The 22,893-nt window shown below is 62.9% G+C and carries 22 protein-coding genes; 5 read left to right on the top strand and 17 right to left on the bottom strand.

What is annotated here, in order from left to right; all coding sequences use genetic code 11:
• Positions 1-26: 26 nt before the first annotated feature.
• The 12 genes from ACIPZ8_RS14475 to ACIPZ8_RS14420 form a co-directional block, all read right to left on the bottom strand.
• Positions 27-1,301: a phosphopyruvate hydratase gene (locus ACIPZ8_RS14475; RefSeq protein ID WP_400724166.1), complete on the bottom strand. Its 1,275-nt coding sequence runs from the start codon at positions 1,299-1,301 to the stop codon at positions 27-29.
• Position 1,302: 1 nt separating this feature from the next.
• The gene (locus ACIPZ8_RS14470) at positions 1,303-2,709 is read right to left on the bottom strand and encodes a glycerate kinase (RefSeq protein ID WP_400724163.1); all 1,407 of its coding nucleotides are present in this window, start codon (positions 2,707-2,709) and stop codon (positions 1,303-1,305) included.
• Positions 2,710-2,876: 167 nt separating this feature from the next.
• Complete coding sequence (locus tag ACIPZ8_RS14465) at positions 2,877-3,752, bottom strand: shikimate dehydrogenase family protein (RefSeq protein WP_400724160.1); 876 nt, start codon at positions 3,750-3,752, stop codon at positions 2,877-2,879.
• Positions 3,753-3,830: 78 nt separating this feature from the next.
• On the bottom strand, positions 3,831-4,862 hold the full coding sequence (locus ACIPZ8_RS14460) for a proline racemase family protein (protein WP_400724157.1): 1,032 nt from the start codon (positions 4,860-4,862) through the stop codon (positions 3,831-3,833).
• Between the two features lie 6 nt (positions 4,863-4,868).
• The gene (locus ACIPZ8_RS14455) at positions 4,869-6,200 is read right to left on the bottom strand and encodes an NAD(P)/FAD-dependent oxidoreductase (protein ID WP_400724154.1); all 1,332 of its coding nucleotides are present in this window, start codon (positions 6,198-6,200) and stop codon (positions 4,869-4,871) included.
• A 44-nt stretch (positions 6,201-6,244) separates the two neighbouring features.
• Positions 6,245-6,910: an amino acid ABC transporter permease gene (locus ACIPZ8_RS14450; RefSeq protein ID WP_400724151.1), complete on the bottom strand. Its 666-nt coding sequence runs from the start codon at positions 6,908-6,910 to the stop codon at positions 6,245-6,247.
• A gap of 13 nt (positions 6,911-6,923) precedes the next feature.
• Positions 6,924-7,595 (bottom strand): amino acid ABC transporter permease, encoded by a 672-nt coding sequence (locus ACIPZ8_RS14445; protein WP_400724148.1) that lies wholly within the window; start codon positions 7,593-7,595, stop codon positions 6,924-6,926.
• 8 nt (positions 7,596-7,603) lie between these two features.
• A complete protein-coding gene (locus ACIPZ8_RS14440; RefSeq protein ID WP_400724145.1) occupies positions 7,604-8,434 on the bottom strand; it encodes an amino acid ABC transporter ATP-binding protein in 831 nt (276 codons plus the stop codon).
• A 44-nt stretch (positions 8,435-8,478) separates the two neighbouring features.
• Positions 8,479-9,312 (bottom strand): substrate-binding periplasmic protein, encoded by an 834-nt coding sequence (locus ACIPZ8_RS14435; RefSeq protein ID WP_400724142.1) that lies wholly within the window; start codon positions 9,310-9,312, stop codon positions 8,479-8,481.
• A 67-nt stretch (positions 9,313-9,379) separates the two neighbouring features.
• Positions 9,380-9,868 (bottom strand): RidA family protein, encoded by a 489-nt coding sequence (locus ACIPZ8_RS14430; RefSeq protein WP_400724141.1) that lies wholly within the window; start codon positions 9,866-9,868, stop codon positions 9,380-9,382.
• A gap of 79 nt (positions 9,869-9,947) precedes the next feature.
• On the bottom strand, positions 9,948-11,654 hold the full coding sequence (locus ACIPZ8_RS14425; protein ID WP_400724138.1) for a hydantoinase B/oxoprolinase family protein: 1,707 nt from the start codon (positions 11,652-11,654) through the stop codon (positions 9,948-9,950).
• A gap of 16 nt (positions 11,655-11,670) precedes the next feature.
• The gene (locus tag ACIPZ8_RS14420) at positions 11,671-13,752 is read right to left on the bottom strand and encodes a hydantoinase/oxoprolinase family protein (protein ID WP_400724135.1); all 2,082 of its coding nucleotides are present in this window, start codon (positions 13,750-13,752) and stop codon (positions 11,671-11,673) included.
• Positions 13,753-14,120: 368 nt separating this feature from the next.
• On the opposite strand from ACIPZ8_RS14420, the gene ACIPZ8_RS14415 reads away from it, so the two are divergent.
• On the top strand, positions 14,121-14,324 hold the full coding sequence (locus tag ACIPZ8_RS14415) for a 2-hydroxymuconate tautomerase (RefSeq protein WP_400724133.1): 204 nt from the start codon (positions 14,121-14,123) through the stop codon (positions 14,322-14,324).
• Between the two features lie 81 nt (positions 14,325-14,405).
• Here the strand turns inward: ACIPZ8_RS14415 and ACIPZ8_RS14410 are convergent, their stop codons facing one another.
• The 3 genes from ACIPZ8_RS14410 to ACIPZ8_RS14400 all read right to left on the bottom strand — a co-directional run bounded on the left by ACIPZ8_RS14410 (position 14,406) and on the right by ACIPZ8_RS14400 (position 17,208).
• Positions 14,406-15,137, bottom strand: coding sequence for a GntR family transcriptional regulator (locus ACIPZ8_RS14410; RefSeq protein ID WP_400724130.1), 732 nt, complete (start codon positions 15,135-15,137; stop codon positions 14,406-14,408).
• A gap of 153 nt (positions 15,138-15,290) precedes the next feature.
• Positions 15,291-16,307: a 4-hydroxyproline epimerase gene (locus ACIPZ8_RS14405; protein ID WP_400724127.1), complete on the bottom strand. Its 1,017-nt coding sequence runs from the start codon at positions 16,305-16,307 to the stop codon at positions 15,291-15,293.
• 67 nt (positions 16,308-16,374) lie between these two features.
• Positions 16,375-17,208, bottom strand: a complete 834-nt coding sequence (locus tag ACIPZ8_RS14400) for a substrate-binding periplasmic protein (protein ID WP_400724124.1) — start codon at positions 17,206-17,208, stop codon at positions 16,375-16,377.
• A gap of 418 nt (positions 17,209-17,626) precedes the next feature.
• Here ACIPZ8_RS14400 and ACIPZ8_RS14395 point away from each other — a divergent pair, with 418 nt between their 5' ends.
• Positions 17,627-18,415: an SDR family NAD(P)-dependent oxidoreductase gene (locus ACIPZ8_RS14395; RefSeq protein WP_400724121.1), complete on the top strand. Its 789-nt coding sequence runs from the start codon at positions 17,627-17,629 to the stop codon at positions 18,413-18,415.
• 35 nt (positions 18,416-18,450) lie between these two features.
• Here ACIPZ8_RS14395 and ACIPZ8_RS14390 read toward each other — a convergent pair whose 3' ends face one another.
• Both ACIPZ8_RS14390 and ACIPZ8_RS14385 read right to left on the bottom strand, forming a co-directional pair.
• Positions 18,451-19,221 carry an SDR family NAD(P)-dependent oxidoreductase gene (locus ACIPZ8_RS14390; protein WP_400724118.1) on the bottom strand — a complete coding sequence of 257 codons (771 nt, stop codon included), beginning with the start codon at positions 19,219-19,221 and terminating at the stop codon, positions 18,451-18,453.
• A gap of 68 nt (positions 19,222-19,289) precedes the next feature.
• Positions 19,290-20,123: a transporter substrate-binding domain-containing protein gene (locus ACIPZ8_RS14385; RefSeq protein ID WP_400724115.1), complete on the bottom strand. Its 834-nt coding sequence runs from the start codon at positions 20,121-20,123 to the stop codon at positions 19,290-19,292.
• Between the two features lie 290 nt (positions 20,124-20,413).
• On the opposite strand from ACIPZ8_RS14385, the gene ACIPZ8_RS14380 reads away from it, so the two are divergent.
• From ACIPZ8_RS14380 to ACIPZ8_RS14370, 3 genes are all read left to right on the top strand, one after another.
• Positions 20,414-20,926: a heme-degrading domain-containing protein gene (locus tag ACIPZ8_RS14380; protein ID WP_400724112.1), complete on the top strand. Its 513-nt coding sequence runs from the start codon at positions 20,414-20,416 to the stop codon at positions 20,924-20,926.
• A gap of 101 nt (positions 20,927-21,027) precedes the next feature.
• Positions 21,028-22,419, top strand: a complete 1,392-nt coding sequence (gene gabP / locus ACIPZ8_RS14375; RefSeq protein WP_400724110.1) for a GABA permease — start codon at positions 21,028-21,030, stop codon at positions 22,417-22,419.
• 55 nt (positions 22,420-22,474) lie between these two features.
• The coding region (locus ACIPZ8_RS14370) for a PEP/pyruvate-binding domain-containing protein (RefSeq protein WP_400724107.1) at positions 22,475-22,893 on the top strand (419 nt) is incomplete at its 3' end.

Genomic DNA, 22,893 nt, shown 5'->3' with positions numbered 1-22,893 from the left:
CTCGCTGGTCAGGGAGGAATGGTCGGTCAGAAGCGCAACAGCGGCTGGATGTCGAACAGGCGGCAGCCTTCATTGCGTGCACTGGCCCGCATCAGGAAATTGAGCTTTTCAATGCGCTCGCCGGAGCGCGGTGCGCCGTTCTTCTGAAACGGCACCTGCAGGCCGACGGAAAGGTCCATCACCACGTCGTCGACAACGCCGCCGGAACGCCCCGACGGCACCGCGATCATTCCGTGCTGGGCGGCGAAGCGGTAGGCATCCAGCGCCTCGCTGATGGTCCCGACCTGGTTAGGCTTGAGGATGAAACCGTCGACTGCCTGCAGGTCGTAGGCTTTCTGCAGAAAGCCCAGGTTGGTGACCGTGAGGTCGTCCCCCAGAATCAAGGTGCGCGCCAGCTCGCGCTTGGCGCGCTGGTAGCCGTCCCAGTCGTTCTCATCCAGCAGGTCTTCGATAAAGACGAAGTCGAACTGCTCGGTCAGTTGGCGGGTGTACTCGATCAGCTCGGTCGACGTGACCCGCTGCCCTTTCAACAGGTAGGTGCCGCTGGCCTTGTCGTAGAACTCGCTCGATGCGCAATCCAGTGCGAATGCGATCGCGCCCCGGTGAGGGGTGCGCTCGATGGCCTGGCGCATCAGCCTCAGCACCACTTCGGGGTCGTCCGAGGGGGCGGCGTAGCCATACGAACTGGCCACGGCGGGTTTGTGCCCCAGGTACTCGGTGAGCACATCATTGAGCGCCTGGAACACGTCCACGGCCATCTCGACCGCATGGTCGATGCTGGCGGTCTTGTAGGGGACGATCAGGAACTCGTTGAACGACTGGGTGAAGTCGCTGTACTTGCCGCCGTTCACCACGTTGAAACAGGGCACCGGCACGGTCCCGATCGCGCCACCGGCGATATGGTTGTAGAGCGGAATGCGCTTGGCGTCGGCGGCCGCGCGGAACGCGGCGATCGAGGTGGAATAGATCGCGTTGCCACCCAGGACGTGTTTGTCCTCGGTGCCGTCCAGGTTGATCATCACCTGGTCGATCGCGCGCTGGTCATTGACGTCCAGCCCAATAATGGCCGGGGCGATCACCTTGGCCACGGCATCCACGGCCTTGTGTACGGTCAAACCACCGTAGGACGAGAAGTCGCCATCGCGCAGCACAAAGGCCTCGTGCATGCCCACGGACGTCCCGGTGGGCGCTGCACCACGGCCCACTGCGCCACTTTCGGTGCGAATCTCCACTTCCACGGCGGGCCGGCACTTGCAGTCGATGATCTGCTGGGCCATCACCGAAACGATCTTGTCAGCCATCTCATTCACCCCCCAGGGCAGGCACGTAGACGATGTTGAGGTCGCACAGGTTGGTTCCGGTGTTGCCGGTGAAGATCGCGCCGTTGATGGCTTCGAGCGCCTCGTAGGTGCTGTGCTCGCGCAGCGCCTGGTACAGGTTGATGCCCTGCGCCTTCGCTGCGCCAAGGCTTTGCGAGTCGGTGATGCCGCCGGCCACGCGGGTGGTGCCATCGGTGCCTTCGCTGTCGATCGACAGCAGGCAGGCACCGGGCGCCTTGGCCGCTGCAATGGCGAAGCCGACGGCCATTTCCTGCCCTGGCCCGCCGTGGCCCCTGATCACGGAACTGTCGAGGATCTGGGTGGTGACTTCGCCGGAGCTGAGCAGCACGCAAGGTGGCTTGATCGGGTTGCCGTAGGCCTGGATTTCCCGGACCATCGAGGCCATGAAGGTGCCGGCATCGCGGCTTTCACCCTCCAGGAACGACGACACGATCAAGGCCGGGATACCCATGGCCTCACACGCCTGTCTGGCGTAGATGCAGGAGTCCGGCAGGGTATTGAGCAGGTAGTAGGTGTTGTCCGGGAAGGCCTTGGGCGTCTCCCCTTCCGGGCCGACCGTGTTCAGGTAGTTGACGATGCTGCTGGGCAGCTTGTCGGCCAGGTTGAAATTGACGACGGTCGCCCGGGCATCCTCCAGCGTCGTGGCATCCGGCCCGATGGGGGTGCTTTTGTAGGCCTTGTAAGGCTGGCCGATATCGCCGGTAGCGGGCGTGCCGACAGCATCGCTGATGCCGATGCCGATCAGTTCGGCGCCGATGTCCTGAATGCGCTTGGCCAGCATGCCGCCATTGAGTGCGGAGATATGCCGTCGGACCGCATTGATCTCATAAATGCCGGCCCCCGACTTGAGCATGACATCGGTCGCATCGATCTCGTCCTGCAGGCTGATGCCCTCGCGCGGGCAGGACATCAGCGCAGAACTGCCACCGCTGATGACCGCGATGAACAGGTCGTCCTGGTTGGCCTGCTCGATGACCCGGATGATTTCCTGGGAGGCGCGGTAGCCCTCCTCGTTGGGCAGCGGATGACCGCCCACGTAGACCTCGGTCTTGTTGAAGCGGTCGGTGGGCTCGTGGATCTTGACGATGGCGATGCCACGGGTCAGGCGGTCACCCAGCACATGGTCGACGGCCATGGCCATGTGGTTGCAGGCCTTGCCGGCGCCGAACAGGTAGATGTTGCGTTTGTGCTTCAGGTTCCAGCTGCGAGCGCCCACATGCAGTACATCGCCCTCGAGCCGCATGATGCTGCGGATACGTTCGTACCCGTCCAGTCGAGTGAGTGTCTGGTCGGCGATATCCAGCACGATCTGGCGAGAGCGGATATCACCAACTTCCAGCAAATCCCTGAAATTACGAATCTTGTTCATTTCAATTCCTGAATTAAGTCTTGCGAGTACCGGTCGAGCGCGCACGCAGGCGCGGCGTGCCTGAAACGCTGCACGCGGTACTTGCTTTCAATTCACGCCACCGGCGAATGCCGAGTCGGGACTTCAGTGGAACTTCTTGTTTGCCAAATGCAATGGCCGACGGCTACTCAGGCCGGTTCAACCAACCGGTGCAGTTCTTTGGGGAACAACATCTCTCGCACGGCCGAATCATCGCTGCGCAAATAATTCGCTACGTGTTCAAGGCCGAAGAATTCAAAGAACAACGGTGTTTGCAGAATCAACATGTCGAAGCCGGGTTGTACTTGCAGGCCCTGCTTGATGGATGCCTGCAACAACGGCGTCGGCTGGTTCTTCATGAGGATGTCGCAAACTTGCGTGCCGGGTTGCAACGAACCCACCGGGATCGGCAACGGGTCATCGTGTTTCAGGCCCAACGGGGACGCATTGATCACCAGGTCGAAACCTGCGGGGTCGTTGCTCCTGGACGACACTGCCGGAACAGCGAAATGCTCGCGGATGGCGTCAGTCACCTGGCGGGCCTTGGCTTCATCGGGGTCGAACACCGAAATCTGCGCAGGGCCGCCTGCGGCAAGCGAAGTGGCGATGGCCGACCCGGCCCCGCCAGCACCGATGATCAGCACGCGCTTGCCCTCGTAAGGCATGCGGTAACGGTCGAGCGACTTGACGAACCCCAGGCCATCGAACAGTGCCCCTTCCAGGGTGCCGTCAGCGTTGCGCCGAATGGCATTCACCGCATTGGCGGTGGCGGCGATCTTGCTGCGTTTGTCCACCAGCCCGGCGGCGCAGGTCTTGTGCGGGATCGACAGCACCATGCCGGCCGTGGTGTTCGAACGGAACAGCGCGCGCACGGTATCGACCAGGTTTTCGGGGGCCACCTGTAGCGGCACCATCACAGCATCGATGCCACACAGCGGCAGGACCTTGTTGAAGATTTCTGGCGTGCGCACCTGTTCGATCGGGTCCGCCACCATGAAAAAGACGCGAGTGCTCCCAGTAGTCATTGAAGACTCCTTGAAAAAGATGTGATGAAGCCGCTGGAGCCGCCTCAGGCAGTGGCTGCCTGAGGCGCGCTCACCGGGTCAAGGCGCAGGGAAGCCTTCGCCCCAGGTGTCGCTGAGCATGAAACCGCCCGCCAGCGGATCGTCCGGGTCCACGCCGTGCTGTTCGATGCTGTAGATCCACGCGCGCCCCTGCACCCGCGGCAGCACCGCTGGCTTGCCGGCCACTTCACTGGTGCCGCGCATCTGCACCTTGAACTCGCTGCCAATGATCGAGTGCGAAGTCAGCTGGCAGCCGGTTTCGACCAGGCCGCGGGCGGCCAGGGTGGCAAGGTTGGCCGAGCTGCCGGTACCGCAAGGCGAGCGGTCGACGCGCCCCGGTGGCAACGTGGTGCAGGTCTGGTAAGCGGTATCGCTCACGCGGTTGCGGAACATCACGTAGGCCACCTTGTCGATCTGCGGATACAGCGGGTGCTGCACGCTGAACTGGCGGTTGATCTGGTCACGCAGGGCCACGCCCAGGTCGGCCAGCTGGCGCGCATGGCGCGGCTCGATGGTCAGGCCGGTCTGCTCGACATCCACCAGCGCGTAGTACACGCCACCGAACGCCAGGTCGGCCTTGATCACGCCGTGTTCAACAGTCTCAACCTCGACGTCCAGCTGCTCGACAAAGGCCGGCACCATGTCCAGCGACACGCTCAGGCAGCGCCCGTCCTTGCAGGTGGCCCGCGCCGTCACCAGGCCGGCCGGTGTATCGAGAACCACGGTGGTTTCCGGCTCCTGCATCGGCACCATGCCCATCTCCAGCAGCGTGGTCACCACACAGATCGAGTTGCTGCCCGACATCGGGTGGGCCTTGTCGGCCTGCAGCACGATGAAGCCGGCATGGGCGTCCGGGTGGGTCGGGGTCAGCAGCAGGTTGACCGACATCTGCAGGCAGCCACGGGGTTCGAGGACCACCAGTTTGCGCAAGCTGTCGTCGACCTCGTTGATGTAGTTCATCTTGTCGAGCATGGTCTTGCCGGGGATATCCACCACGCCGCCGGTGATGACCTTGCCGATCTCACCCTCGCAATGCACCCCGACGACCTGAAGCGATTTTTTCCAACGCATGCTGTTCTACCTCTGAAAGTTTTCGCTGAAGGGTTTGTGCTCAGGGTTGCCCTGGCCCGGATCACCGCCAAAGCGGTAGGCACTGAACGGTTTGAGGTCCAGCGCTGGCGCGCGGCCGGCCACCAGGTCGCCTATCAGGCGGCCGGTGGTCGCGCCGAGGGTGAGCCCCAACTGGCCGTGGCCGACCGCCATGAACACGTTCGGCAGTCGCCGGCAGCGGTCGATGATCGGCTTGGTATCGGGCAGTAGCGGCCGGTAGCCCACGCCGAACTCGACGTTGTCGGTGTGCAGCTGCGGCAGCAGGCGCCTGGCCTTGTCGAGAATGATCTGGGCGCGCTTGAAGTTCGGCTTGCTGCTGTTGCCGGCGAACTCGATGGTGCCGCCGATCTGCAGGCCGCGGGTCATCGGCGTGAAGCAGAAGCCGCCGTCACCGTAGATCACCGAATGGTTGAACGACACACCGGCGTCACGCACCAGGGCCTGGTAGCCCGCCACCGGCTGCAACGGCACGCTCACCCCCAGCGGGTCGAAGAACGCCCTGGCGCCCGCGCCTGCGGCCAGCACCAGGTGGTCGGCGGGGATGCGGTCGCCGCTTTCCAGGGTCACCCCGGTGGCACGCCCACCCGCCTCGTCCAGGCGCACCACCTTGCCGCGCACCCGGCGCCCGCCCTGGGCGATGAAGCGCTCGGTGAGCGCCACCATGAAGCCTTCGGTATCACTGACAAAACGCCATTGGGGCAACAGGATGCCGTGGTTGAACTTACCCGCCAGCACCGGCTCCAGGTCGCCGATCTCGGCGCCGCTGAGCACCTGGCTGTTGAAGCCCAGCGAACGGCGGATCTCATTGTGGCCGCGCTCGTGCTCCACGCCGGCCTTGCTGTCGAACACCTGCAGGACCGGGCGCTGGATCAGCAGGCCCTTGTCCTCCAGGCCTTCGAGCAAGCGGGAGTAATCCGCCAGCACATGGTGGGTCAGCGAGGCCATCGCCGTGGCAATCTCGACAATGCGCTCACGCCGGGCATTGCCCAGAAAGCGCAGGAACCAGGGCAACAACGCGGGCAATGCGGCCGGGCGCAGGGCCAGCGGCCCGGTCTGGTCGAGCAGCCAGCCCGGGATCTTCCTGAGGATGCCCGGCTTGGACAGCGGAATGATCTCGCCCAGCGAAATCTGCCCGCAGCTCCATTTGGCGGTGCTGTCGCCGGGTGCGGCGGGGTCCACCAGCGTGACCCTGTGGCCATCGCGCTGCAGCGACAATGCGCAGCAGATGCCGACGATGCCCCCACCCACCACGACAGCAGCGCCCTTTTCGGCGTCTTGCGAAGGTAATCCAGTATTCAACTCAAGCACTCCCATGCAGCGAAAGAGGTCGGTCAACGACATGATCAGTAGGCGTAGCGGCGCAACATGCGCTGTTCGACCAAGCCAACCAGGCGCGTCAGCGGGAAAGCGATGGCGAAGTAGATCAGCCCGGTGACCGTGAGGAACTCGATCGGCCGCGCCGTGCTGTTGGAGATGTTCTGGCCGACGAACATCAAGTCGGCAACGCCCACCGAGGAAATCAACGCGCTCTCCTTGAACAGGCTGACCACGTTCGACAGCAGCGGCGGTACGGCGCGCAGCAAGGTCTGCGGGAAGATCACGTAAAGTGTCTTCACGGAGCGGTTCAGGCCCAGCGCCACGCAGGCGTCGTGCTGCTCGCTGGCAATCGACTTCAGTGCGCCGCGGAACGTCTCGCAGGTGATCGCCGCCATGAACAGGGTCAGGGCGATGGCCACCGAGGCATAGGCCGGGATCGCCAGGCGGAACACCACCGGCAGGCAGAAGAAGATCCAGAACAGCTGGATCAGCAGCGGCGTACCGCGGAAGAACTCGACGTAGAGGGTCACCGGCCAGGTGACCCAGCGCGACGGCGACAGCTTCAGCAGGCTGAGGAAGAAGCCGATCAGGCTACCCAGCAGCGCGCAGCCGAAGGTGAACGCCACCGTCAGGCCGAGGCCTTCGAGCAGCACGCTCCAGAATGGCAGCACCGTGGAAAAATTCAGGTCCATGGTCTCTCCTCCTTCAGCGCTGCATCGCAGCGTCCTGGCGACGCTCGATCAGGTTGGCCAGTTTCGAGATCGGCAGCGACAGCGCGAAGTACACCAGCGCCACCACCGAATAGGTTTCCAGCGGGCGGTAGGCATCGGTCGCCAGCCCCTTGGCCACGTACATCAGGTCGGAGATGGCGACGATGGCCACCAGCGCGCTCTGTTGCAGCGAACCGATCCCGTTGGTCAGCAGCACCGGCAGGGCCGAGCGTAGCGCCTGCGGCAGCACCACGTAGAAGGTCCGGTGGAACGGTTTGAGGCCCAGCGCCGTGCAGGCATCCAGGTGCTCGCGCGGTACCGCCTGCACCCCGGCCCGATAGGCCTCGGCATTGAACGCGGTGAGGTTCAGGCCCAGGGCCAGGATGCCCATGACCAGCGGATCGATGAACACGTCGACCATCATCGGGATGCAGTAGAAGAACCAGACGATCTGCAGCAACGCCGGGGTGCAGCGGAAGAACTCGATGAACAGCTGCGCCGGCCAGCGCAGGATCGCCCAACGGCTCATCACCAGCAGGCACAGCAGAAAGCCCAGCACCAGCCCCATCAGGTTGGCGGCAAGCGCGAGCTGAAGGGTCACCTTCAGCCCTTCGAGCAATGCACCGACACTGTTCTGCAAGAACGCGAAATCAAATTCGTAATGCATGGCCTGTCTCACTCCAGGTGAAGGACTTTCTCCAGGAATTCCCGGGTCCGTGGCTGCTTGGGCGACTTGAACATCTGCGATGGCGGGCCCTGCTCGACCACCTTGCCGTTGGCACAGAACACCACCCGGGTGGCGATGTCGCGGGCGAAGTGCATGTCGTGGGTGACGATGATCATCGCCATCTTCTGTTCGGCCAGTTGCAGCATCACGTTCTGCACTTCAATGACCATTTCCGGGTCCAGCGCCGAGGTCACCTCGTCGAACAGCATCAGCTTGGGCTCGAGCATCAAGGCGCGGGCGATCGCCACGCGCTGCTTCTGGCCGCCGGACAGCTGGCTGGGATAGGCATTGAGCTTGCTCTCCAGGCCCAGGCGCGCCAGGTACTTGCGGGCGCGCTCGGTGGCCTCGGCCTTGGACAGCCCGGCAATCTTCACCGGCGCCAGGATCAGGTTGCTGAGCACCGACAGGTGGGGGAACAGCGTGTAGTGCTGGAACACCATGCCGATCTGTTTCTGCAGGCGGGTGTCGATACGTGGGCGGTCCTTGCCGGCACCGGTGATGTAGGGCTGGCCCTGGAAGTTGATCTGGCCACGCTGAATGTCATCCAGGCCCATCATCACCCGCAGCAGGGTGCTCTTGCCGCTGCCGCTGGGGCCGATGATCACCAGGCGGTCGTCGGCGCGCATGTCCAGGTTCAGGCCATCCATGACCACCAGGCTTTCACCGTACGATTTGTACACTTCACGGAACTGGACGAAGTCGCCAGTAGCCGTCAACGGGGTAACACCCTGGGCGGTAAGAGGTGAGGTAGTCACAGCTTTGATTTCCGTAGAGAACATGGGATTTTCCTCGCAGCGCAACGCGCCTGATGGAACCGACCGCTTCAGCGCGTCTGCGTCAGCGATGCCTCGATGCTGGCCTTGACCAGCCCATCGATGGCCCCGTCGGCCTTCTTGCGGGCAATGAATGCGTTGAATGCCTCGATATCCGCTGGCGGGGTTTCCTTGCGCAGGCCAAAGGCGATGCCCTGCTTGCCCAGCATCGGCACCGGCGTGAAGGTGGTGGCCCAGTCAGGATGCGTGGCGGTCAGCAGCTGATTGGTCATGTTGTCGTCGGCCAGCAGGTCGGCGCGCTTGGACATCAGCGCCAGGCGGGTCTCGTCGAAACCGGGCAGGCGCATGATCTTTGCCTGCTTGAACTCGGCGGTAATGGCCTTGTCGGCGGCCGTGCCTGACATCACCACAACGTTGGTGCCAGGTTTGTCGATGTCCGCCAGGCTGCTGATCTGCCTGGGCAGCTTCGGGTTGTGCTTGTTGTAGGTGAAGTTGATGCTGTAATCGACGGCAGGCGCGGTGAAGGCGATAGCCTGGCGCCGCTGCGGGGTATCGTTGAGCGACACCGACACATCCCACTTCTGCGACTGCAGACCGGCGACGATGCTGTCCCAGTTGCTGTCGACGAATTCGACCTTGACCTTGAGCACCTCTTCGCCGAACTGACGGCACAACTCGGGGAACACGCCGCTGTATTCGCCGCTTTTCGGGTCACGCATCACATAGGGTGGCGAAACGGCTGCACCGCAGCGCAACACGCCGGCCTGCCTGACCTCGGACCAGGTACCCTCCTGCGCCGCCTGGGCAGGCGCAGCAAGCACCAGGCTGCCAAGCACGGCAGCGCCAACCAGTGCATGACGCAAACGCTGAATGACGTGAATCATGGTTCGAACCTCTTGTCTTGTTCTTGTACTTGTCAATGCCCTGCTGTTGCTGCAGCAGGGCGGCCCATCACAGCGCTTGCCGTGCACTGCTGGCCAGTTCGAAGATCGCCTCGACTTCCACGGCGACATTGCGCGGCAGCGAGCTGCAGCCGACGGCCGCACGCGCATGCCGACCGGTCTCGCCGAGGACGCTGATGATCAGATCTGAAGCGCCGTTGAGCACCTTGGGATGGTCGGCGAACCCAGGCACCGCATTGACGAAACCGCCGAGCCGCACACAGCCCACGACCTTGGCGAAATCGCCGGCGACGAAACGATCCACCTGCACCAGGATGTTCAATGCGCACAGCTGTGCAGCCGCCTGGCCCTGCTCCAGCGTGAGATCGCTCCCCAGTTGCCCGACATAGCGATCGACCCCGCCGGCAACGGGCACCTGCCCGGACACATACAGCAGGTTGCCGACCTGACGAGTCGCAGCGAAATTGGCGCCTGGCTTGGGTGCATCGGGGTACTCATGCCCCAGCGCTGCCAGTCGTTGCTTCAATGTTTGAGCCATTTGCCCACCCTTGCTTGCCGTTCGTGTTTGCCTTCAATGGGCGCGGCAGCTGCCTGCCGCGCCGTGCCCCGACTGGCCGTCAGCGCGCCCGGGATTGCGCCCGGTCGAGCTTGCCGTTGGCGAACACCACGCCGTGATGACGCTCTGCATAGGCCTGGGAGATCTTGCCGTTGGCCAGGTCCTGCTCGATCAGCGCGAAGCTGCGCTTGAGCGGGTCGCCATAGCCGCCGCCACCGGCCTGTTCGTGGCGAATGATCGCGTCACGGCCCAGGTTCATGGTGAACTTGCTCGGCAGCGGCTGCAGTTCGTTGTTGACCCGCAGATAGTTCGCCGAACAGGCGCCCGGCTTGCCCCCGAACAGCCCGTAGGGGGCATGCACGGCGCGGTCGGAGCGAATCTGCGCGACCACGTCGCCGGTCAGGATGCGGTACTCGCGCACCAGGCCCAGACCACCGCGGTACTCGCCAGCACCACCGGAGTCGGTGGCGAAACCATAGGCTTCCATGACGATCGGATAGCGGGCTTCCAGCGTCTCGATCGGCATGTTCGACATGTTCTGCGAAGGGTTGGTGACCCCTTCGATGCCGTCCTTGTTGTGCCGGCCGCCCCAGGCGCCGTTGATCATGTCGACCAGGATGTAGGGCTCGATCGAGTTTTCCACGTAGCCACTGAGGGCGATCACGGTATTGCCGCCCTCACCGGCCGCCATCACCTTCTTCGGCGCGATCTGCGCCACCGCGCCGAGTACACAGTCCACCACCCGGTAGCCGGTCAGGGCCCGCGCAGCCACCGGGGCTGGCATGTTCGGATTGAGGATCGAGCCTTGCGGCGCGGTGATGTCGATGCAGCGATAGACACCGGCGTTGTTCGGCACGTCGGCGTCCAGCGCACAGCGGATGCTCAGGTAGGTGGCCGACTTGACGAACGACAGGGTCGAGTTGATCGCACCGCGAACCTGCTTCGATGAGCCTGCGAAGTCCACCGACAGGCGATCGCCTTTGACGGTGACAGCGCATTTGATCGGGATCGGCGTTTCGCAGAAACCGTCGTTGTCGATATGGTCGAGGAACTCGTAGGTGCCGTCCGGCCACGCCTCGATGGCCTTGCGGGTCAGGCGCTCGCCGTAGTCGAGCAGTTCGTCGAAGTAGTCGCGCAGGCCCTGCTCGCCGTAGCGGTCGAACAGCCGCACCAGTTCACGCTCGCCAATGTTGCAGGTGGCCAGCTGCGCGCCCAGGTCACCCAGCACCAGGTCGGGCAGGCGCACGTTCTTCTTGATGATCTCGAACAGGGTCTGGTTTTCTTCACCGGCCGTGTACAGCTTGGTCGGCGGAATGCGCAGGCCTTCCTGGTAGATCTCGGTGGAGTCGGCGGCGTTGGAACCCGGCACGCGCCCACCGACGTCACAGTGGTGGGCAATCACCACCGAGAACCCCTGAAGACGATCCTTGAAGAAGATCGGCTTGAACATGAAGATGTCCGGCAGGTGCATGCCGCCTTCATAAGGGTCGTTGAGAATGATCACATCGCCCGGCGCGACGTTGTCGGCGTACTTGGCAATGATCACGTCGATCGCATCAGGGACCGCACCCAGGTGCAGGGCCACGGTCTTGGCCTGGGCGAGGATGCGCCCGGAGGCATCACACATGGTGACCGAATAGTCGAGTACGTCGCGGATGATCGGCGAGCGTGCGGTGCGCATCACCGCAAAGGCCATGTCATCGACAATGGTGTCCAGCGCGTTCTTGACGACGGCGAAGGTGATGGGGTCAACGTTACGTTGGGTCATGGCTGCTCCGCAAATATCAGGCAAGGGTGGCGATTACGCTGCCGATCGAGTCGACGGTGGCGCGCCAGCGAGGTGGAATGACGATGGTGGTGTCGGTGCTTTCCAGGATCACCGGGCCGACGACCTCACCGGTCAGCGCTGCACGCGGCAGAATGGGCGTGTCGACCCAGCCGCTCTGGCGATCGAAATACACCTTGCGGGTACTGGCCTCGGCGGCCTGGGCCGCGCTCTTGCGGGTGCGCAGGTCGTTGAAGTCCAGGGTCTTGGTCGCCACGCCACGGGCCAGCAGGCGCAGGTTGGCGCACTCGATGGCGTCTTTGGAGGCATAGCCGTACATCGCGGTGTAGGCGGCCAGGAAGTCACCGCGCAGCTGCCCGCGGGCCGACTCGTCCAGCTTGGCCGGCACGCGCACCGGCAGTTCGTAGTCCTGGCCGCGGAAGCGCATGTCGAGGTCGAACACGTACTCGATACGGTCGGCGCTGTAGCCTTCGGCGGCCAGGGCTTGCTGGGCCTGGGCACGCATCCTGGCAATCTGCTGCTCGAGGGCCGCGAGGTCGAGGCTGTCCAGTTGCTGCAGCGACGGGTGCACGAAATAGCGCTCCACCGCACCGGCGAGCATGCCCATGGCGGTGAATACGCCAGGGGCCGCCGGGAACACCACGCGTTTCATGTCCAGGGCGCGGGCCAGGTCGCAGGCATGCACCGGGCCCGAACCGCCGAAGGCGGTCAGGGTGAAGTCACGCGGGTCGACACCGCGCTCGACGGTAACCGCCTTGATGGTCCGCGCCATGTTCACGTTGACCACCTCGCGGATACCCACCGCGGCCTCTTCGACGCTGATACCCAGCGGGCCCGCCAGCAAGGTTTCCACCGCGTCACGCGCCGCGCCGATGTTCAGTTGCATGGTGCCACTGGCCAGGCTCTGGGGCAGGAAGCCGAGGATGGCGTTGGCATCGGTTACGGTCGGTTTGTCGCCTCCGATGCCGTAACACACCGGGCCCGGGAAGGCGCCGGCAGACACCGGGCCGACATTGAGCAGGCCGCCGGCGTCGAGCCAGGCGATGGAGCCTGCGCCGCTGCCGACTTCGGCCACGTCGATGGTCGGTACGCGCATCATGTAGCCACCGGCCTTGATGAAGCGGCTCGGGGTGGAAATGCCGGCGCGGAATTCATACTCGTTGGTGCGGGCCAGTTCGCCGTTGTGGATCAGCGATGCCGAGGCCGTGGTGCCGCCCATGTCGAACACCACCAGGTCCTTGTCGTTGCGCGCCTGGCCAAGGCGGCCGGCACCGACCACACCGGCCGAGCGGCCGGAGGAAATGAAGAACACCGGGGTGTCCTGGGCGATGCTGGCGCTGGACAAGCCGCCGTTGGAGTTGCTCACCAGCAACGGCGCCTTCACACCGATGCGCTTGAGGCCCGACTCCAGCCGCTGCAGGTAGGTACGCAGGGCTGGCAGCACGTAGGCGTTGACCACCGTGGTCGAGGTGCGCTCGTACTCGCGCATTTCTGGCAGCACGGAAATCGACGCCGTGACGCTGATGTCCGGGAAGTGCTGCTGGAACGCTTCCAGGGCAGCGGCTTCGTTGGCCTTGTTCTTGTACGAGTTGATGAAACAGATGGCGACCGACTCGACCCCTTCGCGCTGGAAGAAACGGCCGGCCTGCAGCACTTCATCGACCGGGGTGGCGCGCAGCACTTCACCGCTGGCCAGCACGCGTTCGTCGATCTCGTAGCGGTAGCGGCGCTCGACCAGCGGGACCGGCTTGTCCCAGGACAGGTCGAACATGGTCGGGGTACGGACCCGGCCGATTTCCAGCACATCGCGGAAACCCTTGGTGGTGATCAGGCCGCACTTGGCACCGACCTTCTGCAGCATGGTGTTGGAACCCACGGTCGTGCCGTGCAACACCTCGGTCACATCGCTGGTGGCAAGCCCGGCTTGCTCCAGGATGCGCGCGATGCCTGTCAGCACGGCCTCCTCGGGGGCAGCGGGGGTGGACGAAACCTTCGTGAAGGTGACCTGACCTTCGTCATCGAGCAAAACCAGGTCGGTGAACGTGCCACCGATATCAACGCCAATGCGTGCGCTTGCCATATTCAGTCCATCCGTTCAGTGAGTGCGCGGTATGTCGTATCGCGAAAACTCGACAGGCAGTGGTTCGGCTGAATCCGAACTAGCGGGCCGTTCGAGCCGTTAGTGTCTGCCGTGTGCCGTTTCGTCTGGATCTATTTTGTCGACCTAATGCCGACATGTGTCAACCATGCCTGTCGCAAAAGCACATGATCAAATTCCTATCACATTGATTTTTAAGCATTAAAAAATTCAAAAATTTCAAAAACGACACATGCAGCAGGCTGGTTATTGACACAAAAACCGATCAGGAACAGGATTGTGTCGACATTTAGTCGACTCAAAGAACGCTAAAAATCAGCCACGCAAGTGATCAGAACGAGGGTTTTCAGATGCCGATAGTGAGAGTGGAACTGCTGAGTGGAAGGTCGCAGGAACAGAAAAACGAGCTGGCAGCAGCCCTGACGCGGGAAACGTCGAGAATCGCTCGATGCCCGGAAGCGCACATCCAGGTGATCATCAGCGAATACGACCGCTCGGATTGGGCGGTCGGGGGGGTGATGAATTCGGTGGCCAGCGAGACGGCCAAGCTTTAGTAAAGGCCGCCATGTGTCCGGCGGTGTTTATGCAGCGCCCATGAGATCGAGCGCCGCCCGCGCGGCGCTCACCGCTGCGGCCTAACCCTGCGGATAGGTCAGCGTCATGCTGGCCGTAATGTTCCGATCAAGAAACTGCATGAACCGCCCCTTGAACTGGGCCGCATGCTGGTGCGCCAGCTCCTCGGCCAGGTCGGCATCCTTCGCCGCGATCGCTTCGACGATTGCCGCATGATCGCGGCCGATTTCCTCGGCCGTCATGTGCTCGTCGAGGGTCTGGAACTCGAAGTGCAGGTGCAGCATGCGCCTGCCCTCTTCCAGCAAACGCCGGTACAGGTCGGCGAAATACACGTTATGCCCGCCCCTGGCGATGGCCATGTGGAAATCGTAGTTCTTCTCGATCATCGCCTGGCTGGTGCCAGTCTTGACGCAGTTGGCAATCGCCTTTTCATAGGCCTTCTGCGCGGTACGGATGTCGGCCAGTTCGAGCGTCGAGCGGTTCAAGGCGGCCAAGCGGGTGGTGACCCGCTGCAGCAGGTCGAGCGCATCGAGGAACTCGGGAATACGGCGAAAATCCATTTGCGAGACGATGGTGCTGCGGTTCGGCAGGATCGACACCAGGCCGTCGCCAGACAGGCGCACCAATGCCTCACGAATCGGCGAACGGGACAGGTCGAAGCGCTCGGACAGCCCTATTTCATCCAGTGGCGTGCCCGGCGCCAGCTTCATCGTGAGGATTTCATCGCGCAGGATGGCGTAGACGCGCGAGGCGCCGGTGGCTTTCTGAGCTTGCGGTTCTGTGACTTTGGCCATGTTCCGGGTTCCTAGAGGGCAGGCAACGCGTGTAGGCCTGACTGCAAAGAAGCACTATACCTCAGCGCCAGGGTGTCGACAAAGTGCCGACACCCATGCAATCAGGCTGCCAGGTAGGTTACAACCCCTGACCCCGCGACTCCACACCCATTGCTACGGCTGGAAGTCCTCAAGGCTGAAGCCGGTGGCGTAAGGGTCCGAGTCGTCCACGTAATGCTCGCTGCGGCCAGTGATCCAGGCCCGCCCCTCGATACTCGGGAACACGGCAGGCAAGCCTGAAACCAAGGCGGTTTCGGCTTCGACGCGGCCGATGAAGTAGCTGCCGATGATGCTTTCATGCCGGTACGGCTGCCCCACCTCGAGCAGGCCACGGGCGTGGCGCTGGGCAACCCTGGCCGAGGTACCGGTACCACAGGGCGAACGGTCGATGATGTGGTCACCGGCAATCACCACACCCCGCCCATCAGCCCCTTCGGCCTGCGCCGCCCCGGTCCACATGCAGTGCTTCACGCCACGGATCAGCGGGAAGTCGGGGTGGACCACCTCCACCGCCAGGTTGACCTGGTCGCGTACCTGCCGCCCCATCTCCAGCAGTTGCCCCGGGCTGTAGTGCTCGGCGCCGGGGAAGTTCGGCTGGACTTCGACAATCGGGTAGAAGTTGCCACCGTAGGCGACGTCCACGGTCAGCGCCCCGAGTGCGGGAATGCGCACCTGCAGATCCTTGTGCAACAGGAACGAGGCGACATTGGTGAAGCGCACGCCGGTCACCCGCTCGCCGTCGAATTCATAGCGGGCGGTCACCTGCCCAGCCGGAACGTCGATCACCACCACACCGGGGGTTCTGGGCTCGACCAGGCCAGCTTCGATGGCGAACGTCACCGACCCGACGGTGGCATGGCCACACATGGGCAGGCAACCCGAGGTTTCGATGAACAGCAGGCTGAAGTCGGCGTTGGCCGACAGTGGCGGGTAGAACAGCGTGCCCGACATGTTGGGGTGGCCTTTGGGTTCGAGCATCAAGGCGCGGCGCAGCCAGTCGAAGTGTTCGACGAAGTACAGCCGCCGCGCATTCATGTCGGCGCCTTGCAGCGCTGGCGCGCCGCTGATCACCATGCGCACCGGCATGCCGCCGGTGTGGCCTTCGATGCATTCATACAGGGAACGAGCCATGGAGTTCCTCGGTCAGTGCGTGATGGGAGTGACGGCGCGAGCAGCGACCGTGCAAGCGCCGTACGGATCAATTGCTGGTGGCCAGCGACACGTCCACCGCTTGCTGGGTCAGCGTGTCCATTTCGCCCGAGCTGATCTTCTCTTCGATGAAGGCGTCCAGCACGGCGATGTCCGCAGCCGGGGTGTTCTTGTTCACACCCAGGTTGATGCCCTGCTCTGCCAGCTTCGGTGTGGGCGTGAAGGTCTTGGCCCAGTCCGGATGGGCCGAAGTCAGCAAGGTGTTGGTCATGCTGTCGTCGGCGAGGAAGTCGGTGCGCTTGGACATCAGTGACAGGCGGGTTTCATCGAAGCCCGGCAAGCGAACGATCTTCGCCTGTTTGAGCACCGCCGAAACGGCCTTGTCCTGGGCGGTGCCCGACATCACCGCAACGCTGATGCCGGGCTTGTCGATATCGGCCATGGTGTTGACGCCCCCGCCCAGTTTCGGGTTCTTGCTGCTATAGGCGAAGTTGACGCTGTAGCCGATTGCCGGCTTGGAGAACGCGATTGCCTTGCGCCGCTCGGGCGTATCGTTGAGTGCCAGGGAAAGGTCCCATTTTTCGGACTGCAACCCCGCGACAATGTTGTCCCAACTGGTGTCAACGAACTGCACCTTGACCTTCAGCACCTGTTCGCCGAACTGCTTGCACAGCTCCGGGAACAGGCCCGAGTAGGAGCCAGTCCTGGGGTCGCGCATCACGTAGGGCGGCGAGGTGGCCGCACCGCAGCGAAGCACACCGGCCTCCCTGACCGCCTTCCAGCTATCGGACGCGTCGGCGGCCAGCGCCGAACCGGCTGGAAAAGCCGCCACCAGTGAGACGGCGGCCAGCGCTTTGACCCATTTCAAAGGTACCTGGAACATTTCATAGCCTCTCTATTATTCGAATTGGGAAACCACACAGTTTCAAGGCAGTGTCGTTGACGCTTCGCTTCAGTTTCTTGTTTCTTCCCTGCCCACCCTGCGCAGCCGCACAGGGTGCCGACCGCGACGTTGCAGCCCTGTCGCCAAGCCGGGCAACCCTCCTCATTGCCGGATTATTTTGTCGACCCTTTGCCGACATAAGTCAACGATTTTTCGCTAAGCCAAATTAAATTCTTATTTATATTATTGATTTATATGAACTTAAATTTTTTATATCAGCGTTTTATGCGCGCCTGATTGACAACAACGAGGCGCTGAACAACGATAATGTCGACATCCGATCGACAAAAAGCCTGGCGAAATCCGGCTGACGTCCTCGGCCAACCCACGCGTTGAACAACTACGAAACGAGGCGCACATGTCCGAACAACAATCAGTCATCGTGGTCACCGGCGGAGCGAGCGGCATCGGCGAGGCAACCGTGCGCCGTTTTGCCCAGGAACCAGGCCGTACCGTGGTCATCGGCGACATCAACATCGAGCGTGCCGAGCGACTGGCCAGCGAACTGCGCGATACTGGCGCGTCGGTACACGCGCACGCGCTCGATGTCTCTTCGCAACCTCAGATCAAGGCGTTCTGCAGGCAGCTGCTGGCTAGCTATGGCGTGCCGCAGGTGCTGGTCAATTCAGGGGGGCTGCTACAAAACGCGGTGCACCTGTTCGAGCTGGATATCGAAGAGTACGACCGCCTGCAGAACGTCAACGTACGCGGTACGTTGCTGGTTTCCCGGGAGTTGGCGCGGCCCATGTGCGAGGTAGGGGGCGGCAGCATCATCAACCTGTGCTCCCTGACCAGCTTCCGCCCTTCGGCGCAAATCGGCTACGCCGTCGGCAAGGCAGGGCTGCACATGCTGACCCAGGTGATGGCCGCGCAGTGGGGGCCACAAGGCGTGCGGGTGAACGCCGTGGCCCCGGGCTATACCCTCACCCCGGCCATGCAGGCCCGGATCGACAGCGGCGAGCGCGACCCCGCGGCCGTGATTGAAAAGTCCGCCCTGCGCCGCTTCGTTGACCCGGCGGAGGTGGCCGAGACCATCCACTTCCTGTGCTCGAAGGGGGCGTCTGCCATCACCGGGGCGATCCTGCCGGTGGATTGCGGCTGGCTGGTGACCTCAGCCTACGCGGCGTACGCATCGCAACCCTGCTGATCGATACGGGGCCGCCTGGCGGCCCCGCTGATGCATCAGCGGATATAGCTGCCGCCATTGACGTCGAGGGTGGCGCCATTGAGCGATGCCTGCGAGGGACGCAGGGTGAATGCCACCAGCTCGGCGATTTCCGCCGGGCTGGCCATGCGGCCAACCGGGATATCGGAAACCGCCGCCGCTTCGCCGTGCTGGGCGACGAATTGCTCTGCCATGTCGGTGCGTACCCAGCCAGGCGCGATCGCAACCGCCACCACGCCATCGCTTGCCACGCTGCGGGCCAGCGATTTGGTCAGGTTGATCAGGGCGGCCTTGCTCGAGCCATAAGGCAGCGCATCGGCAGCATAACCGCGTTGCGCGGCGCGGCTTGCCATGTTGATGATGCGCCCGCCGCCGTGGGTGCGGTAATGCGCAACGGCCTCACGGCACAGGTCGGCCGCCGCGAAGAAATTGACCTGGAACTCCCGGCGCCACGCTTCGCGCCATTGCGCGGACGGTGCGTCCAGCGCAATCTCGGTGCGAATCCCGGCATTGTTTACCAGACCGTCAATTCTGCCGCCACACAGCTCCAGCGCAGCTCGCCACAATTGCTCGGGGCCTGCCTCCTGGCTCAGGTCACCCTGCACGATCCAGCCTTGGCCACCGATGCGCTCCAGCAGCTGCTGCGCACCTTGCACATCGCGGCTGTAGTGAATCACCGGGCGGGCGCCTTCGGCGGCCAGCCGCTCGACAATCGCTGCACCGATGCCACCTGAAGCCCCGGTTACCAGAACGGTCTGCCCTGCCAGGGGACGTGTTGGGTCACTCATCTGTACTCACCTTCCATTGTTGAAAACATCGAAGGCCGCCCCGCTCGATGGGCGGCCGGGTCATCGTGTTACTTCGCCGTATTGGCCTGGACGGACGCCTTGTCCACCAGTTGCTGGATTTCACCGGTGTCGCGGCGCTGACGCAGGTAGATGTTCAGTACCTCGAGGTCCGCTGCGCTGATATCGCGACGCACCCCGAACGACACACCCTGCTTGGCCAACGCCGGCTTGGGCAGGATCTCCCGGGTCCAGTCGGGGTTCGCCAGGGCAAAGAGGTGGTTGGTGTCGCTTGCGTCGACCAGGACATCGGCACGCTTGGACATGACGGCCAGGCGCGCCTCATCCATACCGGGCAGGCGCATGATCTTGCCGTTGTGCACCACCGAGGAAATCGCCTTGTCCTGTGCGGTGCCCGACATCACGGCGAAGGTGACTTCAGGTTTGTCCAGGCTGGCGATGTCGTCTTTCACCTCAGCGACCTTGGGGTTGTTCCTGTTCACCAACAGCGACACCTGGTAGTCGGTTGCCGGCACGGTGAACGCGACCGCCAGTGCCCGCTCGGGCGTCTGGTTCAGCGCCATGGCCAGGTCCCACTTGCTGCTTTGCAGGCCGGCCACGAGGTTGTCCCAGTTGGTGTCGACGAAGGCAACCTTGACCTTGAGTACCTTCTCGCCAAAGTCCCTGCAGAGGTCGACGAAGTAACCGCTGTAGTCACCCGTCTTGGCATCGCGCATCACATAAGGTGCCGCCACGGCAGCACCGCAGCGCAGCACACCCGCCTTCTGCACGTCCTGCCACATCGAGGTTTCGGCGGCCTGGGCCGCAGGCTGAAACAGCAAGGCACTGCACAAGCCAGTGCCGATCAGAAGCGCTTTGAGCTTGGACGGGATAGGGAGAACCATTTGCAACCTCACTGATAGTCATTGTTGTTGGCAGGAAGGTACGGCACCGCAATGCATGCTATTTTGTGTGCATGCTTGCACTCACATTAAGAACGGTGCACAAGGCTGTCAACACCTACTGGCTCAAAATATTTTCAACGAAGCCAAGCAGTCGACACGATGAGTTTAACGACAGAAAAACAGTATCTGTACGTGAGAGAAAATGGATTTAACTCACCCTTCAATGGAGCGAAGCTGTTGAAGATTTTTGATTGCAGGCAGGCCTGCGCGCTGTCAGAAGGAGAACGCCGATGAACCTTGCAGACGAGTTGGCGGTACTGATTCGCCAAGAAGAAACACTCCAGTATTCGCGTTTCGATGAAACCACGGCCTGGCAATTGGGCAGCTACCTGTACGATCAAGCCACGACCGAATCGTGGCCGCTGGTGATCGCCATCAACCGCTTCGATCGCCCGCTGTTCCTTGCTGCACGGCCTGGCATCACCGCTGACAACCACGAGTGGGTCAGGCGCAAGCAACGCACCGTGCAGCGCTTCCTGCGCAGCTCCTACCGAATTCGCTACCAACTGGCCCTGGACAATCAGGACATCACTCAACGCTACCACTTGCCAGCGGCCGAATACGCCAGCGTGGGTGGTGGCTTCCCGATCATCGTCAAGGGTGCAGGCGTGATTGGCAGTGTGACGGTGTCGGGGCTGCCTGACCGCCAGGACCACCAGATCATCGTCAATGCACTTTGCGAGTTGCTCGGCCATGACCGCCGCGCACTCTCGCTCGCCGCGGATTGCCCGTTCGAGCGTTAGAACGAATGACATGCTGCCGCGGGATGCCGGTGAATGGCCTCCCGCGGCGCCATGTGCCTTACGGATTTAGAACGTTCCAAAAACAATTATCGAGTTCTTCCATGTCCAATACCTCACTTGCACCTGGCCTGAAACAGCGCCATGTCACCATGCTGTCGATCGCCGGGGTGATCGGCGCGGGGCTGTTCGTCTTTTCCGGTCACGCCATCGCCAAGGCAGGGCCCGCTGCCCTGCTCGCCTACATTTGTACCGGTGCCCTGGTGGTGCTGGTGATGCGCATGCTGGGCGAGATGGCAGTGGCCTCGCCGGACACCGGTTCGTTTTCCACCTATGCCGACCGCGCCATCGGGCGCTGGGCGGGGTTCAGCATCGGCTGGCTGTACTGGTGGTTCTGGGTGCTGGCCATCCCGCTCGAAGCGATCGCCGCCGCCAATATCCTCAATGCCTGGATGCCGGCGGTGGACACCTGGGTATTTGCCTCGGCGGTGATCGTGCTGGTGACCGCCTCGAATTTCTTCAGCGTCGCCCGCTATGGCGAGTTCGAGTTCTGGTTCGGCCTGCTGAAGATCCTGGCGATCATTGGCTTCATCGTCTTGTGCAGCGCCGCCTTGCTGGGCCTGCTGCCGGAGCGCCCGGTCAGCGGCCTGCAACGTTTGCTGGCCGAGCACGGCGGCTTTGCGCCCAATGGCATGCAGGCCATCGTCGGGGCCATGCTCACCACCATGTTCAGCTTTATCGGTGCCGAGGTGGTGACCATTGCGGCAGCAGAGTCCAAGAACCCTGCCAGGCAGATCACGCGCGCGACCAACTCGGTGGTATGGCGTATCTGCATTTTCTATCTGCTGTCCATCGCACTGATTCTGTCGATCGTGCCATGGAATGACCCGCGCTTGCCCGAGGTCGGCTCGTTCCAGCGCGTGCTGGAAATACTGCAGATCCCCAACGCCAAGCTGCTGATGGATATCGTCGTGCTGGTGGCGGTGGCCAGTTGCATGAACTCGCAGGTGTATACCGGCTCGCGGATGCTCTACTCGCTGGCCAAGCGTGGCGATGCACCGGCTTTCCTCGGCCGCACTACCCTGGCGAAAGTGCCCCGTGCCGCCGTGGCCTCGACCACGGTACTGGGCGTGGTGGCGACATTCATCAACTACTTCGCGCCGCAAAGCGTGTTCGCTTTCCTGCTGGCAACCTCGGGGGCCGTGGCGCTGTTGGTTTACCTGGTGATCGCCATTTCCCAGCTGTGCCTGAGGAAAAAACTGCTGGCCAGCGGGCAGCCGCTGGCGTTCCGCATGTGGCTGTTCCCATGGCTGACCTGGCTGGTGATCGCCTTCATCAGCGGCGCGTTGCTGAGCATGTTCTTCATCCCGGCCTACCGCACCGAGATCACGGCCACCGGCTTGCTGACCATCGTCATCATTTGCCTGGGCCTGATGACCGCAAGAAAAACCCACCGCACGGCCACGGCACCCCTCAAGAAACGTGTAACGGCCTGATACACCCCTGCGCACCGGCCTCGGCCGGTGCGCATCATTCCTGGAGAGCTTCAACGTGGTTGATTACGTAGTCCCCCTGGACGCACTGGGCGTCCACGATGTGGAGCATGTGGGGGGCAAGAACGCATCCCTGGGCGAGATGATCAGTAACCTCGCGGGTAAAGGCGTTTCGGTGCCGGGCGGCTTTGCCACTACGGCTCAGGCGTACCGTGACTTTCTCGAACAGAGTGGCCTGAACGACCAGATCCATGCGGCCCTCGACGCCCTCGACGTGGACGACGTCAACGCCCTGGCCAAGACCGGCGCGCAGATCCGTCAGTGGGTGATGGAGGCCGAATTCCCGGCCCGCCTGGATGCAGAAATCCGCACCGCCTTCGCTGAAATGTCCAAGGGCAACGACAACATGGCCGTGGCCGTGCGTTCCTCGGCCACCGCCGAAGACCTGCCGGATGCCTCGTTCGCCGGTCAGCAAGA

The organism is Pseudomonas sp. NPDC089422 (genome assembly GCF_044749405.1).
In the GTDB taxonomy this organism is placed as follows: domain Bacteria; phylum Pseudomonadota; class Gammaproteobacteria; order Pseudomonadales; family Pseudomonadaceae; genus Aquipseudomonas.
This window is presented reverse-complemented; position numbering and strand designations above follow the sequence as displayed.

Coding starts and splice junctions, on each gene's coding strand:
- ACIPZ8_RS14395 (WP_400724121.1), top strand. CDS start 17,627: ATGTCCGAACAACAATCAGTCATCGTGGTCACCGGCGGAGCGAGCGGC.
- ACIPZ8_RS14465 (WP_400724160.1), bottom strand. CDS start 3,752: ATGACTACTGGGAGCACTCGCGTCTTTTTCATGGTGGCGGACCCGATC.
- ACIPZ8_RS14380 (WP_400724112.1), top strand. CDS start 20,414: ATGAACCTTGCAGACGAGTTGGCGGTACTGATTCGCCAAGAAGAAACA.
- ACIPZ8_RS14440 (WP_400724145.1), bottom strand. CDS start 8,434: ATGTTCTCTACGGAAATCAAAGCTGTGACTACCTCACCTCTTACCGCC.
- ACIPZ8_RS14415 (WP_400724133.1), top strand. CDS start 14,121: ATGCCGATAGTGAGAGTGGAACTGCTGAGTGGAAGGTCGCAGGAACAG.
- ACIPZ8_RS14400 (WP_400724124.1), bottom strand. CDS start 17,208: ATGTTCCAGGTACCTTTGAAATGGGTCAAAGCGCTGGCCGCCGTCTCA.
- ACIPZ8_RS14435 (WP_400724142.1), bottom strand. CDS start 9,312: ATGATTCACGTCATTCAGCGTTTGCGTCATGCACTGGTTGGCGCTGCC.
- ACIPZ8_RS14385 (WP_400724115.1), bottom strand. CDS start 20,123: ATGGTTCTCCCTATCCCGTCCAAGCTCAAAGCGCTTCTGATCGGCACT.
- ACIPZ8_RS14390 (WP_400724118.1), bottom strand. CDS start 19,221: ATGAGTGACCCAACACGTCCCCTGGCAGGGCAGACCGTTCTGGTAACC.
- ACIPZ8_RS14420 (WP_400724135.1), bottom strand. CDS start 13,752: ATGGCAAGCGCACGCATTGGCGTTGATATCGGTGGCACGTTCACCGAC.
- ACIPZ8_RS14430 (WP_400724141.1), bottom strand. CDS start 9,868: ATGGCTCAAACATTGAAGCAACGACTGGCAGCGCTGGGGCATGAGTAC.
- ACIPZ8_RS14470 (WP_400724163.1), bottom strand. CDS start 2,709: ATGAACAAGATTCGTAATTTCAGGGATTTGCTGGAAGTTGGTGATATC.
- gabP (WP_400724110.1), top strand. CDS start 21,028: ATGTCCAATACCTCACTTGCACCTGGCCTGAAACAGCGCCATGTCACC.
- ACIPZ8_RS14425 (WP_400724138.1), bottom strand. CDS start 11,654: ATGACCCAACGTAACGTTGACCCCATCACCTTCGCCGTCGTCAAGAAC.
- ACIPZ8_RS14445 (WP_400724148.1), bottom strand. CDS start 7,595: ATGCATTACGAATTTGATTTCGCGTTCTTGCAGAACAGTGTCGGTGCA.
- ACIPZ8_RS14475 (WP_400724166.1), bottom strand. CDS start 1,301: ATGGCTGACAAGATCGTTTCGGTGATGGCCCAGCAGATCATCGACTGC.
- ACIPZ8_RS14405 (WP_400724127.1), bottom strand. CDS start 16,307: ATGGCTCGTTCCCTGTATGAATGCATCGAAGGCCACACCGGCGGCATG.
- ACIPZ8_RS14410 (WP_400724130.1), bottom strand. CDS start 15,137: ATGGCCAAAGTCACAGAACCGCAAGCTCAGAAAGCCACCGGCGCCTCG.
- ACIPZ8_RS14450 (WP_400724151.1), bottom strand. CDS start 6,910: ATGGACCTGAATTTTTCCACGGTGCTGCCATTCTGGAGCGTGCTGCTC.
- ACIPZ8_RS14460 (WP_400724157.1), bottom strand. CDS start 4,862: ATGCGTTGGAAAAAATCGCTTCAGGTCGTCGGGGTGCATTGCGAGGGT.